This window comes from Nonomuraea sp. NPDC059023 (genome assembly GCF_042740095.1).
In the GTDB taxonomy this organism is placed as follows: domain Bacteria; phylum Actinomycetota; class Actinomycetes; order Streptosporangiales; family Streptosporangiaceae; genus Nonomuraea.
The window spans coordinates 1-13,830 of record NZ_JBHYIO010000054.1 but is presented as its reverse complement, the minus strand read 5'-3'; the positions used below and the strand labels follow the sequence as shown (position 1 = coordinate 13,830).

The following is a 13,830-nucleotide window of genomic DNA, read 5'->3' as shown; positions in this document are numbered from 1 at the left end:
CCCTCGCGTCAATCTACGTTGACCTAGACTCGTCAATGAAGGTTGACGCGAGAGGAGTCCGCATGCATGCGCTGGCCATGGCCGTGAGCGCGAACCTGCCCGTGATCCTGTGGGGCGCCCCCGGCACCGGGAAGACCTCGTCGGTGCTCGCCCTCGGCGAGCAGCTGGGGCTGCCCGTCGAGGTCGTCGTGGGGTCGGTCCGGGAGCCGAGCGACTTCGCCGGGCTGCCCGTCGTACGGGACGGCGGCACCTGGTTCGCGCCGCCCCGCTGGGCCGAACGACTCGCCGCCGCCGGGCACGGCATCCTGTTCCTGGACGAGCTGACCACGGCGCCGCCCGCCGTACAGGCGGCCATGTTGCGGGTCGTACTGGAACGGGTGGTCGGGGATCTCGCGCTGCCCGAGGGGGTGCGGATCGTGGCCGCGGCCAATCCGCCGGCGCTGGCGGCCGACGGGTGGGATCTGTCGGCTCCTTTGGCCAACCGGCTGGTTCATCTGGACTGGTCGATCAGTGCGGCCTCGGTGGCCGACGGGTTCATGGGGGGCTTCGCCGTACCGGATCTCGCGGGGGCCGGGGCGCCCACCGCGGCGGAAGTGGGTGCGGCCCGAGCGCTGGTGGGGGCGTTTCTGCGGGTGCGGCCGTCGCTGGTGCTCGCGGTGCCGGAGGAGAGCGGGCGGGCGTGGCCCAGCCCTCGCACGTGGGAACTGGCCGCGACCGCCCTCGCCTGCACCTTCTCCCGGCCGGGCGAGTGGGCGGAACGGGTGCGGGCCGAGCTGGTGGTGGGCGCGGTGGGCGAGGCGGCCGGGTTCGAACTGCTGTCGTGGGTACGCGACCTCGACCTTCCCGACCCCGAGACCCTGCTGTCCGACCCGGCGGCGCCCCTGCCCGACCGGGTGGACCGGCTGCACGCGGTACTCGGCTCGGTCGTCGCCCACGTGCGCGCCGACGGTGGCGGCGACTCCTGGCAACGTGCCTGGAACCTGGTCGCCCGGGTGGCCCGCCGTACCCCGGACGTGGCCGCGGGGGCCGCCCGCTCGCTGGCCGCCCGCCGCCCGGAAGGCACCCCGCTGCCGCCCGCGATGCTGGAGCTGGCCCCGATCCTGCGCGCCGCCGGCCTGATGCCATGAGCATCGCCGCCGCCCGCCTGTGGGCCGTCACCCGGGCGCCGTACCTGGCCTCCGCCCTGTTCGCCCTGCGTCCCATCGAGCACCCTGACGGCCCGCCCGGCCTGAGCGTGGACCCCAACTGGAACGTCCACCTCTCCGGCGACCTTCCCGCCGAGGAGGCCGGGTGGTGGCTGATCCACCACGTGGGCCACCTCCTGCGCGACCATCCCGCCCGTGCCCGCGGCGAGGCCTGGCCGCTGGCCTCCGACGCCGAGGTCAACGACGACCTCCCGCCGCCGCCCTTTCCCGCCGTCTCCCCCGACACCCTGGGCCTGCCCGCCGGGCTGCTCGCCGAGCGGTACCTGGAGCTGGTCGACCTGATCGACGTCCCGCCCGAGCTGGTCGCGTGCTCGGCGCCGCCGTACACCGGCCCCGCCGTCATGACCGACGTCGAACGCTCCCTGCTGGTACGCGCGGTCGCCGCCGGCATCGACGCCCACCGCGGCACGGCGCCCGGCGGCTGGCGGCGATGGGCAGAGCAGGTGCTCCGCCCGGCAGTGGACTGGCGCGCCCTCCTGGCCACCCTCGTCCGCCACGGCCTCGCCCGAGCCACCGGCCGCGTCGACTACAGCTACGCCCGCCCGTCACGCCGATCCGTCCCGTCCGTGGTGCTGCCGTCCCTGGTCCAGCCCGTCCCGCGCGTGGCCGTCGTGGTGGACACCTCCGGCAGCGTCCGGGAGGAGGCACTGCGCCGGGTGCTGGCCGAGGTGGACGGCGTGCTGCGGGCGGGCGCGCAGGTGGACGTGATCTGCTGCGACGCCGCCGCCCACCCCCCTCAGCGGGTACGGCGGGCGAGCGAGGTCACCCTGACCGGCGGTGGCGGCACCGACCTGCGGGAAGGCCTGAAGGCGGCCGGAGCCGTCCGCCCCGGCCTGACCGTCGTCCTGACCGACGGAGACACCCCCTGGCCCGTCTCCCGCCCCCGCCACCCGGTCGTCATCTGCCTGATCACCCCTCCCGATCCGGTCGAGGTCCCCGCGTGGGCGCACGTCGTGCGGGTGGAGTCGTGAGCGCCTGGAAGGGGTTCACGCAGGGCGAGACGCGCCGATGGCGTCGGGCCGGGTTCGCGGAGGTGGAGGCGGCGGCCTGGCGGGAGGCCGGGGTGGAGGATCCGGACGACGCGCGGCTCTGGCGCACCACCGGCGCCACCCCCTCCAGCGTCATCTCCTGGCAGCGCGGCGGGCTGACGCCCGGGGACGCGGTGCGCTGGCACGAGCACGGGGTGAAGCCCCGGGAGGCCGCCGCCCGCCACCTGGCCGGCGAACCCCCGCACCGGGTGCCGCTGATGGCCCGGCTGTTTCCGGGGATACGGCTGAGCGATCTCGAACCCGGGCAGGCGGCGGCGTTGCGTACCCTGCTCCGGGCGGGAGTCCCGGTGGACGTGGCGCGCGCCTACACCGACGCCGGGTGGGACGGCGGCGCGGCCCGCGACTGGGCCGAGCGCCGGATCCCGCCCGCGCAGGCGGAGGTGTTCCGGGCGATGGGGTTCACCGCGCCCGAAGCCGCACGTCTGGGACGACCGCCCATGGAGGTGCTGGCCGGCTGGTGGGGCGCGGTGCCCCTGGAGGAGGTGGCGGCCTGGTGCGCCGCCGGGCTCGGGCCGCGGGAGGCGGCGGCCCAGCGGGCGGCGGGGGTCACCGCCGAGCAGGCGGCCGTCCTGCGCGCTCTTCAGCGGCCCTGACTCATCTAGACCACCGCTCTGGTCAGCGGCGGTGTGGCCGCCAGTTTCGGGGGCGATGGCAAGTGACGCGGACATGAATGCCGACGTCGGACCGGGTCCGCACGTCATGCCCACATATGTGCAAATCCTCCCCGTATAGTCGTGCTTAACCGGCTAACCTAGGAGGCCTCAACAATATCTGTCATATTTCCTGACTTATCCCCATTGCGACCCAAGAAAGGCCGTCTTACCTTCCCGTTATGGACCTCGAGCTCAGGCACCTCAGAATCGTCCGCGCCGTCGCCGACGCGGGCAGTGTGAGCAAGGCCGCGAACCTGCTCGGCCTGGCGCAGCCCGCGTTAACCGCCCAGCTCAAACGGATCGAAAGGGTGCTCGGAGGCTCCCTGTTCGAACGTGACAGGCGCGGCGCCAGGCCAACACTCCTCGGCGAACTGGTACTCGAACGCGCCCGCGTCCTGCTCCCCGCCGCCAAAGAACTTCAGGATGAAGCCCTGCGATTCGCCAGCACCCCCTCCGTGCGCTACCGCATCGGCGCCACCAACGGCCCCGTCCTCGGCGGGCTCGTCGACCGCCTCGCCGCCGAGCGCCCCGTCACCACCCACACCTCCTGGTCGGAACACGAACTGACCACCATGGCCGACCTCGGCCGCCTCGACTACGTGCTGATCGGCGCCTGCGGTGACAGCGGCGCGCCCACCGGTTCGCTCGAATGGGAGACGATCAGCGTCGATCCCGTCTTCGTCCTGCTCGGCGCCGGCCACCGGCTGTCGGAGGAGAAGGAGCTCGAACTGGGCGACCTGGCCGACGAGCAGTGGTCGGTCACGCCCGGCGACGGCTGCTTCGCCGACTGCTTCGCCATGGCGTGCGCCCGCGCCGGCTTCACCCCCGGCACCATCTACGAGACCGACGTCTCGACCTGCGCGCACCTCGCCCAGGTCGGCCGCGCCGTCGTGCTCTGCCAGGCCACCCACCAGCCCGCCGCGGGCCTGGTGAAGGTGCCGCTGACCGGCGCGCCCCTGCGCTGGCGGCAACTCCTCGGCCGCCATCCCACCGCCCCCGACCCCGCGTGGGTCCTCGCCCAGGCCAAGGCCGCCCACGCCGACGCGGTACGGCGCAGCCCCGTCTACCAGGATTGGCTGGTGAGAAATCCGGGTTTCGGTACCGCGCCATAACCCGGTGATATGAGCAAGCTGATACTCCTCGCTCCCTGGGGCCCCGTCTACCGTGACGGCACCCCCAGCAGCGAGGAGACACCATGCTTCGTCGCACCCCGGCTCTGGTCGCGATCGCGATCGGGGCCCTGGTCGTCACGACCACGCCCGCCGTCGCCAAACCCCCGTCCGACGGCATGATCAGCGCCCTCCAGCGCGACCTCGGCATCACCAGGGAACAGGCTCTCGACCGCCTGGCCGGCGAGGCGCGCGCGAGCCGTACCATGCCGTCCTTACAGAAACGGCTCGGTGAGCGCTACGCCGGCGCCTGGCACGAGGGGCCGCAGGCCGCGCTCGTCGTGGCCACCGTCGACGCGGCCGACTCCAGGACCATCACCTCGGCCGGAGCCCAGGTCAAGGTGGTTCCGAGGACGCTGGCCCAGCTCACCGCGGTCAAGGACGGCCTCGACCGCGCCAGGCCACCGGCCTCCGTCCACGCGTGGGCAGTGTCGCCACGCGACAACTCGGTCCTGGTCCAGGCCGCCTCCGAGCAGGAGGCCCGCGACTGGATCACCGCCAGCGGCGTGGACGCGGCCGCCGTACGCGTAGAACTCTCGGCCGAACGGCCCAAGCCGTTCTACGACATCCGCGGCGGCGACGCCTACTACATCCCGTCGAAGGGCTACCGCTGCTCCGTCGGCTTCGCAGCCCGCCGCGGCACCACCCTCGGCTTCACCACCGCCGGCCACTGCGGCGACGTCGGTGACGCCACCCAGGGCTACAACCGGGTCGACCAGGGCGTCTTCCGCATCTCGTCCTTCCCCAGCGACGACTACGCGTGGGTGGAGACGAACTCCCAGTGGACCGCCCCCGGCGTCGTCAACGGCTACAGCGCCGGAATCCTCCCGGTACGCGGCTCCGCCGTCACGCAACCCGGCGGCTCGGTGTGCCGCTCCGGCTCCACCACGCAATGGCACTGCGGCACCGTCCAGGCACTCAACTCCACCGTCAACTACCCCGAGGGCACCGTCTACCAGCTGACCCGCACGAACGTCTGCGCCGAGGGCGGCGACTCCGGCGGCGCCTTCATCTCCGGCGACCAGGCCCAGGGCATGACCTCCGGCGGCTCCGGCAACTGCAGCAGCGGCGGCACCACGTACTTCCAGCCCCTGGCCGAACTGCTGTCGGTAGGCGGCCTGACCCTGGTCACGGCAGGCGGCGACCCGAACCCGCCCACCGGCTGCGCCAACTACCGGGAGAAGTACACCGGCTCCCTCACCTCGAACCAGAACCAGATCCAGCCGAACGGCACCTACTACCAGTCCACGGTCTCCGGCACCCACGCCGGCTGCCTGGACGGCCCCGACGGCGTCGACTTCGACCTGTACCTGGAGAAGTGGAGCGGATCGTCCTGGTCCATCGTGGCCCGCGGCGACAGCGCCAACCCCGATGAGAGCGTGAGCTACAACGGCACCGCCGGCTACTACCGCTACCGCGTCCACGCCTACAGCGGCTCCGGCGCGTACACCATGGGCCTCAACCGCCCATAGTCCCCCATACGAGTACTCGCTCGCCCGCGCCACGATAAGCGCAGGTCGTAAGGCTCAGGCGAGCGAGTACTCCCACCCCGGCCGCCAGTCGAACGGCGCATCCACCAGTTCCTCCAGCGGCACCCCGTGCAGCAGGTTCTGCAACGCCCACCGATTGGCCGAATGCGCGATGACCAGCACCGTCCGCCCCTGCCAGCGCTCCATCACCTCTTCAAGAAACGCGGCCGTCTCCGCGACGACCTGCCGATAACTCTGCCCACCCGGCCAGGGCACGTCGATGTGCCGCCGCCTGAGCCGCGCCAGCTCATCCACCGGCCGCCCGTTGTAGATCCCGTAGTCACATTCCCGCAACCGAGCATCCCGCAAAATCTCCCGCCCACCCCCAAAGGCAACCTCCGCAGTCTGTACGGCCCGCCGCAGGTCAGAGCTGTACACCACATCGACGCCCGCCCGCCGAACCCCCAGCTCCACCGCCAGCTCCCGCCCCCGCGCAGACAACTCCCCCGGCAGCCAGCCCGTGGCGATCCCTGTCTCGTTGTCCACGGTGATGGCATGCGTCTCATAGATCAGCTTGACCGCCATAAGTCCGAAACTACCTCTGCCGAGCGCCGAGAAAGCCACGAATGTGATCGCCTTGGACTCCATCTAGGCTGCGGGGCATGGAATGATGTCCCAGGCGGTGCTGCTGGCGCCGCCGTACAACTCCATCCAGGGGCGGTAGCTCAGCCGGTCAGAGCATCGGACTCATAATCCGTGGGTCGTGGGTTCAAGTCCCACCCGCCCTACTCTCCCATACCGCGTTCGACGTGGGGTTTCTCGAAGTTCAGCCCCCTCGAACCTCGATGTTGATCATGATTGGTCGCTCGTCGATTGCTCGCGTGTACGGACCGCGTCACCCGGTAGATCATCTAGACCGCCAATGTCATCTCAGACCCCAAAGACGACCACGCGAGCGCCCTGCCGGAACGCCCGTTGAAGGTGTGGCGGTCATGATTGACCTGCCGCTTGGTCATGCATCCGCCAAGCCGCCCGTGCCGGGGCCGCGGCACTTCGTGTCCGGCAAGACGTTTGCCCGTACCTGAAGGTACCGGGCCCTGGTAGCAACCACCCCGAGGAAAGCGGCCTGCGAGTCTGGCCGGCGCCTGCATCTGCTTTGTAGCTCCGGTTGCCGGCCGTACGTGGAAGCAGGCCCGCCCAAGGTGCGGCGGGCCCGCTTCCCCTGCTGGATGGCTCAGCTGGAGATGGTGTCGCCGGTCTTGCTTGGCAGGGTGATCAACCGCGCCCGCTGGCCGTTTCGTGCTGCGGTGTTGACGAGGGCGGCGGTGGATTCGGCGGCGGTCTTGGCCAGCTCGGGGTAGACGCTGATGTAGGTGTCACGCGTGAAGGTGGAGGAGACGTGCCCGAGGGTTTCCTGCACGATCTTCACATCGACCCCGGCGGCCAGCATCAGGGTTGCCGCCCCGTGCCGTAGATCGTGCAGGCGCACCGGCGGCAGCCCCACGTGGAAGGCCAGCAGGTAGAACTGGTCGCTGACCTGCTGCGGGTGCAACGGCCTGCCGATCTCGTCGGTGAAGACGAATCCGCTGTCCACCCACGCCTCCCCCGCGGCCAGGCGCTCGGCTGCTTGGGCCTTGCGATGAGCACGCAGCGCCGTGACAGTGTCGTCATCGAGCGCGATGGTGCGGTCGCTGGCCTCGGTCTTGGGCTTGCCCTGGACCGGTTGCCAGCCGAGCTGGGTGATCTGCCAGTGCACACCCACCGTTCCGGCGTTCAGGTCGACGTCCCGCCAGCGCAGCCCTGCCGCTTCACCCCGGCGCAACCCCCGCAGCGCGATCAGGCGGTACAGCGCGTACAACCGGTGTGTGGTGGCGTGGGCGAGGAAGGTATAGGTGTGCGAGGGCGTCCACACCATCACCGGAGACGGACGCGGTGTGGAGGCGTAAATGTTGAGCATCACCGCCCGGCTGAGCGCGCCGCCGCGCCGCACCTGCTCGGCCGTGAGCCGCCGCTGCAACCCGCGGTTCCAGTCGGTGACGCGTTCGTCGGTCCATACCAGCGCCTTCGGGGATGCGGCGTCGGGCAGTTCGACCACGGCGGCCGGGTTGAAGTCGATCAGCCGGTCCTGCTTGATCGCGATGTTCAACGCGTGCCGCAACGTGGCCCGGATGCGGTGCATCGTCGCCGGACCGACCGGTCGCCGATGCCGCGCCTCCGCCCGCTGGATCGGGTCGCTGCTGGCGCGGGCGGCGGTGATGACGTCGTTGAACTCCTCGATCGCGTCGAACATCCCCGCGATGTCGGAGACCCGCAACCGATCCAGCCGGATCTCGCCTAGGTAGGGGATGAAGTAGAGCCGGATGTGCGCCTCATACGAGCGGCGCGTGGTCGGGTCGATCCTGCGCTTTCTGCGCAGGAACTCCTCCATCCATGCCGCCACCGTGACGGACGGGTTGAGGTCTTGTCGGGTGCGGACCTTACGCCGCACCTCCTCCACCGCCGGCAGCGCCCGCGTGTCCTTCAGCACCGACAACATCAACTCCGTCACCCTGCGCCGGATGTGCGGATCCTCATCCAACGCCAGCAGCTCACGAGCCTGCCCTAGCTCCGCCTCCACCTCTACCAGCGTCGCGAAGCCCTGACGGCGCAGCGGATTACGCCGCCGCCCATCAGCATGAGCGGGCAACTCCAACTGATAGCCCCACCGGCCATGGCTACTACTCCGCTGCTCTCCTCCCCCACCGGTTCGGCGCAACCGGGGGCAGGCCTTGCCGAGCTTCTTGCCCGTCGCCTCGTCCCGGCACGAACACGTCTTGAAGATGGTTCCGTTCATCGTGGTGCCTGACCTTTCCTCGTTCCTGGTGTCTGCTGTCGCCGCCCTGGCGAGCGCCCCGCACGCTGATCGCCGCACCGGCAGATGCGATCCGGCTAACACACGGCGGGGGTGATCGGTCCCGCCGACGGCCCCGAAGGACACCGTCAGCGGCACCCCACGGGCGTCACCGCCCCAGCACCCGCAACCGGGCCACACCCCCGGCACACGCCGCCGTAGGCGGCCCACAGCGCAACGCGTAGGCGCACCACCCGACCCGGGGCGGACGGTATCGACGCCCACCTCCATCCCCGGTGTCAAGCGATATCCGCTGGTCACAATCCCGCGCCCTAAACACATGCCGACGAGATGAGGAGGCGATGCTCGCCTCAGCCGGCACAGCCGGCAAGAACACCAACAGCGCCCAGCACCCCAGCCTCCTGGCGCTGTGCACGCAGCAGCACGAACGCCGTTCAGACAGTCAGCGGCACCAGCATGGAATGATCCGGCCACGGCTCTCCTTGATCAGCCAGCGAAAAACTCCCCTCACTGATCTAAATACCGAGCTGAAGACCCGAGTTAGGACAACGCGGCAAACCAACTCTCGGTCAACCCAGAAAGCACAGACACCACCGAGTCAGCCGAGCAACCACCACACACACGACCTCAAAACCCAGACATTCCAGGGCAAACCATCACCCCACCCGAGTTCCCCATATGCCCGACTTCCATAGATTCGCGCATCACTATCCAACCCACCGCGACACAGCCAGACACACCCCGGCATACGAGAACCAAACCGGGGACCTTAATCCGCAGGTTCCGAGCTCGAGCCCCGGGCACCCCACCCTCAGAAACCGCGCCCGACCTGGGGCTTCTCGATTCTCGATCTTCTTCTGGCGGCCGGAAATGGCCGAGTCGGCGCCCGCACAGTGCTCTTCGGCACGCGTCCGGCGCATGCGGGCGGGTCCACGGTGGGCGCGCGGGCGGCCCCAGGACCCCTCAGGTCAAGCCAGGCCCGAGAGAAGCTCACGGGAAGGGCTTTGCGGAAGAACGGGCGGGCGCTCTAGCTCTAGCGCGATTCCTGGCTCGACCAACCAGCGGCAAAGTAGGAGCCGATTGAGCCTGTCACTTTTTACCCTTTTGCCCCTTCTGTGACTGTGCACCTCGCTGCGACTCGGCTGCTGCTGATCGCTCAAACCCGCCGGGTAAAGGCAGGATCACTAAAGGGTAGTGGGCGGGGTGTGGCTGGAAGGTGGGCAGGGAGGTCTGCTCTCAGTTTGATTGCAGGCGCGTCCATGAGCTGGCAAAGGCGTGAACGGGGCGCGCTGGTTTAGGCGGGTCAGCGTGAATGTGAACTCGGCCGATTACGGGCGGGGGTCCTCAGTCGAGTTCAGAGGACCCCTGCATGTGTGGCTTCAGTCGTATCAGGGCCTAGAAGTCGAACTCGTTCTTTTTGGCACCGTCGATGAAGGCGGCCCATACGGAGGGTGAGACGACGTAGGCGGGTTGGTCTGGGCGTTCGGAGTCGCGCAAGCCGACGCGGCCGTCTGGCAGGGGGGCCACTTCGAGGCAGTCGCCGCTGTCGCCTGAGCGGGTGGCCTTGCGCCAATCGGCGCTCTTGAGAAGCTGTTCGGTCAGTTCGTCCATTTCTCCGCCATCTCCCTAATCAGTTGTATCGAGGCTTTTCGAGGCAGGGCCTCGTCGTGCAGCATCTCGTACTTCAACCTGACTTCTCGGACTCGTCCGCTGTCGGCAGTGAGCTGGCCCATTGTGATCGACTCCAGGTATGCCATGTCCGGCATCCCGGTTCCGCCGGCCAAGATGAAGGCGCCCTGCAGGCCTGTGGTCAGCGAGGAAGTTCGTGGCAGCACGCGGATGTTGATGCGAGGGTGTTCGTCCAATGTGAGAAGTTGTCTCATCTGCTCGGCCATCACCGCCTCGCCGCCTGTCAGTCTGGTCAGGACTCCCTCATCCAGTATCGCCCATAGCGTGGGGCTGCCTTCTCGATGCAGGACGCGCTGGCGCTCCATGCGGGCAGCAACGCTCTGCTCGACTTCTTCGTCGGTGATGCAAGGCTTGCCGCTGAAGATGGCATGAGCGTAGGCCGAGGTCTGGAGCAGGCCCGGAACGATAAGCGGCTGCCAGGTACACAGGATGTCCGCCTGCTGTTCAATCTCGGCTAGTTGGGCCAGCCAGACCGGCCAATGGGCGGCGTGTTCCACGGTCTCGCGCCATCGCTCCAGCAACCCACCCCCCGCGCCCAGAGCGGTGTCGGCGGCGCGGGCGAATTCCTCGTCGGCCGGGCGCTCGCCGCGTTCGACCATGCTGATCTTCGATACCGACCAGCCGAGCGCAGCGGCGAGTGCCTTTTGCCGCATGCCTGCCATTTTGCGGTATTCGCGGAGATGGACGCCGAATTTTGCCCGGGGTGCTATTAGCGCGGGCTCCTGCTCGATGTTTGGCATGGCCAAACGCCTCCGTCTCCATGACACACGAGAATGCACGGGGCATGTGTAGTAGCACACCTGGTTCGTGCCTGGGAAGTGCTTGGCCTTACACCCCGCACGCAGGGGTTATCTGAGATCGTCGTTTCAGGTCAGATTGACGTTCACGGCCAACCGCACCATCGGATGAACTTCTATCCACACCACCATCATTGCTTTCACGCAGCGGCTTGGGCGGTGATCGACGATTAGCGAGGCGAATGCGGTGATCTTCCACGTCCCATCCTCTGAACTTCACAATCTCGGCGCGATTGAGTTGGCGTGTAGTGCGCGGGCGCCGTATCTGGCCCGTCAGGCGATCGACGCCTGGCTAGGGATCGGGCATCCCGCCTCGGAGATCGCCCAACTGGCTACCTCGGAACTGGTGACCAACGCCGTCAAGTACGCCGACGCCAACGGCGGTACGGCTTCCGTCCCAGATACAACAGCTGATGACCCAGAAGGCGTGATCACGCTCAAGCTGTGTCAGGGCAGCGACTACCTGCGGCTGGGTGTCACCGATCCCGGCTCGTCCTGCTCCAAGCCGTCGGCTATCCCGCTGCAGGCGCCGAGTTTGGAGGCGGAGCGGGGCCGGGGACTGGCGATTGTGCAGGCGCTGTCGCGTAACCGGTGGGGCAGCTTTCGGCTGCCGTTATCCGGAGGGCGCGTGGTGTGGTGCCATCTCGACGTCGAGCCGACCCCGGCCCAGATCGAAGAGCTGTTCCTCGCCCCGGCCACGGTGTAGCCGGCCGACCTCGTCTCCCACCTTCCACGCTCAAGCCAACCACCGAGAAGGGCGGAAAAGCACCGTGCGTCGCCATCACCTGCTCGTGGTTACCCCGGCCCTGGTAACAGCCGCCCACGTCGGCTGGATCACCGCCGCGCCCGGCAGCATCCCGATGCCGGTGACGGTGGCGGTGCTCATCGGCGGGCCGAGCCTGTTCGCGGGGGTCGTGCTCGGGCGCCGCTGGCGGTCGCGCCGCAAGGCGCTTCACGGCCGTTCGCTGTTCGGCCCCTGAATCACACCCAAGCCCATCCGGTTGCGCGCCTTCCCTCTTTCGTTTCGTGAACTGGAGTTCGTCGTGTTCCGTCGTCACCTGATCAACGGGCTGCTGGTGGCCTTCACCGCCGCTTTCGCGGTCTTCTCCGTGGTGGCTCCCGCTGGGGTGGTCCGGCCGGTGGCTCTGATGGTGCTCGGTCTCATCGTGGCCTGGGTTGTCGGGGTGGTGGTGTGGGCTGGTTACGTGGTGTGGCGGCGTCGCAAGCAGAACCAGCCGTCCGCCTGAAGCTGTCATCCCCGCGCCCGGTACATCCGCCGACCGCGCTGCGGCCCTCCATCCCTTCCCCCTTCTCCTGACCGTTCTCGGAGTTGACCATGTCCGATCCCGTTCCTTCGGTGATAGCCGAGCAGGCCGCCCGCTACCTGACCGACCTTCAACGGGTGCTGCACGAGCGGGGCTTACTCGCGCGGGTGCTGACCGATGCGGGGCGGTTGCCGCGTCTGCGGGTGATCAATCCGGAGGCCACCACGCTGGTCGAGGTGGTCTCGGCTTCGCCGCGGGAGGGTGAGTGGTTGTTCTGGTGGTCGTGGGCGCAGCCGATCGTTGAGGTGGCCTACCCGGACCGGGCGGCCGATCGTGTGGGCCGGGTGTTGTCGGTGGCGGTGGCGGCCCCGGACACCGCCTGACCGGCACGGGATCACGCTGACCGGCACGGATGGTGTCGACGCCGTGTCGCGGCCTGTCGTGGCCGTCAGCGGCCGGGGAATGGCGGCCGTAAGCCCTGTCACTGACGTGATCCGTCCGTGTGGGGCGGGGCCGTGGGTGGCAGCGCCCTCACCCGCGCTCCCTCCGATTTGGGTGTGTCTGGCGGTGGCATCCCGGCCGGGCGGCGGGGCGGGTGAGGGCAACTCGTAGTGGCTTCTCGGATGGGATACCGGGTGGTGGGCGACCGTGGCCGGTGTCCTGTTCGAGTCCGGGGTGGCCGCGTGGTGTGCAGCGCGTGGTCACCGGTGGTGGCTGGCCGGATGTCCTTGCCGGTCAGGTCACCGCCTGGGTGGCGTGTCGCGTGGGTCCCCCGCTCGCGTCGATCGCCGCCTGGGGCGGTCCCTCACCTGGGAGGAAACCATCGCGCACGCCGACTCCGCGATGGGAGGGGCCGCCCCCCTTTCTCCATAAGGGGACGCGCGAGATTTGAAGGCTTCTCGGGAGTGATGCGGTCGGTCGGGCGCGCAGGCCCACCCGGCCGCACTCCCGAGAATCGGGTGACCGCGAGCGCCTCAGGCAACCACGGACGTGGTCACCCTGGGGTGGCTGATCGGATAGCCGAGGAGGTCCGGTCAGCCACCCTCCGGGAACGACCGGGCGGTTCCCCTTCCGCCCGGTCAACCGGTGGGCGGCCCTCCCATTTGCGCTGGGTGCGGAGCACGGCTGCACAGGCCGCGAGGCGCGAAAGGGGCCGCCCACTCTTGAGAACTGAAAGAACGTCCGGTAGTGGCACGCTCCCAATCATCGCGGGTGCCGCTACCGGACCCGGACCCCTCCGGCGGGCGGTTGCGCGCAGGCAACCGTGCCCGCCAAGGGGGGGGGGGGAGGGGAGGTGGCTGCTCGGGCCCCGCTTTTGCGGAGAGCAGCCACACCCCTTGGCTGACCGTCCTGGAAGCCCGGTCGGCCAACGCTGATGGCCTTGGTGCAGCCGCTGACGCACCAGACCATCGCGGGCGGCTCCAGCAGCGTCACACGAGTGTGGGATCCGGGGCCCGCACACGAACGCTGGAGCCGCCACCCCCTCAGGCTCTTGAACGTCCGGCAGCGGTGGCGCTACCTCCCTCGTGTCCTGCTGCCGGACCTCCCGGGGCTTCGGGACCACGCGGGCCCCCGGGGAGTCACTCTCCCTCGTGGGCGGCTCATCCCCGTCCGGAAGCCCTCTCCGTTCCCGCTGCGGGGGAAAGGGAGAGAAGAGGAAAGGGGAGGTGGGTCAGCGCACGC

The 13,830-nt window shown here is 69.2% G+C and carries 13 protein-coding genes and 1 tRNA gene; 10 read left to right on the top strand and 4 right to left on the bottom strand.

Annotation, left to right across the window (positions count from 1 at the left end):
- Positions 1 to 62 precede the first annotated feature (62 nt).
- From ACFWYW_RS52195 to ACFWYW_RS52175, 5 genes are all read left to right on the top strand, one after another.
- Positions 63 to 1,127, top strand: coding sequence for an ATP-binding protein (locus ACFWYW_RS52195; protein ID WP_379625660.1), 1,065 nt, complete (start codon positions 63 to 65; stop codon positions 1,125 to 1,127).
- Entirely contained in the window at positions 1,124 to 2,176 is a 1,053-nt protein-coding gene (locus tag ACFWYW_RS52190; RefSeq protein WP_379625662.1) for a VWA-like domain-containing protein, read from the top strand. Before ACFWYW_RS52195 ends, ACFWYW_RS52190 begins: the two co-directional genes overlap by 4 nt.
- Entirely contained in the window at positions 2,173 to 2,847 is a 675-nt protein-coding gene (locus ACFWYW_RS52185; protein WP_379625665.1) for a hypothetical protein, read from the top strand. Before ACFWYW_RS52190 ends, ACFWYW_RS52185 begins: the two co-directional genes overlap by 4 nt.
- Positions 2,848 to 3,086: 239 nt before the next feature.
- The gene (locus tag ACFWYW_RS52180; RefSeq protein WP_379625667.1) at positions 3,087 to 4,019 is read left to right on the top strand and encodes a LysR family transcriptional regulator; all 933 of its coding nucleotides are present in this window, start codon (positions 3,087 to 3,089) and stop codon (positions 4,017 to 4,019) included.
- Positions 4,020 to 4,102: 83 nt separating this feature from the next.
- A complete protein-coding gene (locus tag ACFWYW_RS52175) occupies positions 4,103 to 5,548 on the top strand; it encodes an alpha-lytic protease prodomain-containing protein (protein WP_379625669.1) in 1,446 nt (481 codons plus the stop codon).
- A 54-nt stretch (positions 5,549 to 5,602) separates the two neighbouring features.
- Here the strand turns inward: ACFWYW_RS52175 and ACFWYW_RS52170 are convergent, their stop codons facing one another.
- Positions 5,603 to 6,130: a histidine phosphatase family protein gene (locus ACFWYW_RS52170; protein WP_379625672.1), complete on the bottom strand. Its 528-nt coding sequence runs from the start codon at positions 6,128 to 6,130 to the stop codon at positions 5,603 to 5,605.
- A gap of 129 nt (positions 6,131 to 6,259) precedes the next feature.
- Here ACFWYW_RS52170 and ACFWYW_RS52165 point away from each other — a divergent pair.
- Positions 6,260 to 6,333, top strand: a tRNA-Ile gene (locus tag ACFWYW_RS52165).
- A 446-nt stretch (positions 6,334 to 6,779) separates the two neighbouring features.
- Here the strand turns inward: ACFWYW_RS52165 and xerC are convergent.
- The 3 genes from xerC to ACFWYW_RS52150 form a co-directional block, all read right to left on the bottom strand.
- A complete protein-coding gene (gene xerC / locus ACFWYW_RS52160) occupies positions 6,780 to 8,378 on the bottom strand; it encodes a tyrosine recombinase XerC (RefSeq protein WP_379625674.1) in 1,599 nt (532 codons plus the stop codon).
- Between the two features lie 1,413 nt (positions 8,379 to 9,791).
- Positions 9,792 to 10,007 carry a DUF397 domain-containing protein gene (locus ACFWYW_RS52155; RefSeq protein ID WP_379625676.1) on the bottom strand — a complete coding sequence of 72 codons (216 nt, stop codon included), beginning with the start codon at positions 10,005 to 10,007 and terminating at the stop codon, positions 9,792 to 9,794.
- A complete protein-coding gene (locus ACFWYW_RS52150) occupies positions 9,995 to 10,825 on the bottom strand; it encodes a helix-turn-helix domain-containing protein (protein WP_379625679.1) in 831 nt (276 codons plus the stop codon). The genes ACFWYW_RS52155 and ACFWYW_RS52150 overlap by 13 nt, the downstream gene beginning before the upstream one ends.
- 244 nt (positions 10,826 to 11,069) lie before the next feature.
- Between ACFWYW_RS52150 and ACFWYW_RS52145 the strand changes: the two genes are divergently transcribed.
- The 4 genes from ACFWYW_RS52145 to ACFWYW_RS52130 all read left to right on the top strand — a co-directional run bounded on the left by ACFWYW_RS52145 (position 11,070) and on the right by ACFWYW_RS52130 (position 12,530).
- Complete coding sequence (locus ACFWYW_RS52145) at positions 11,070 to 11,588, top strand: ATP-binding protein (protein WP_379625681.1); 519 nt, start codon at positions 11,070 to 11,072, stop codon at positions 11,586 to 11,588.
- A gap of 64 nt (positions 11,589 to 11,652) precedes the next feature.
- Complete coding sequence (locus ACFWYW_RS52140; protein ID WP_379625683.1) at positions 11,653 to 11,862, top strand: hypothetical protein; 210 nt, start codon at positions 11,653 to 11,655, stop codon at positions 11,860 to 11,862.
- A 63-nt stretch (positions 11,863 to 11,925) separates the two neighbouring features.
- The gene (locus ACFWYW_RS52135) at positions 11,926 to 12,129 is read left to right on the top strand and encodes a hypothetical protein (RefSeq protein WP_379625685.1); all 204 of its coding nucleotides are present in this window, start codon (positions 11,926 to 11,928) and stop codon (positions 12,127 to 12,129) included.
- Between the two features lie 89 nt (positions 12,130 to 12,218).
- A complete protein-coding gene (locus tag ACFWYW_RS52130; RefSeq protein WP_379625687.1) occupies positions 12,219 to 12,530 on the top strand; it encodes a hypothetical protein in 312 nt (103 codons plus the stop codon).
- The last annotated feature ends 1,300 nt before the right edge of the window (positions 12,531 to 13,830 follow it).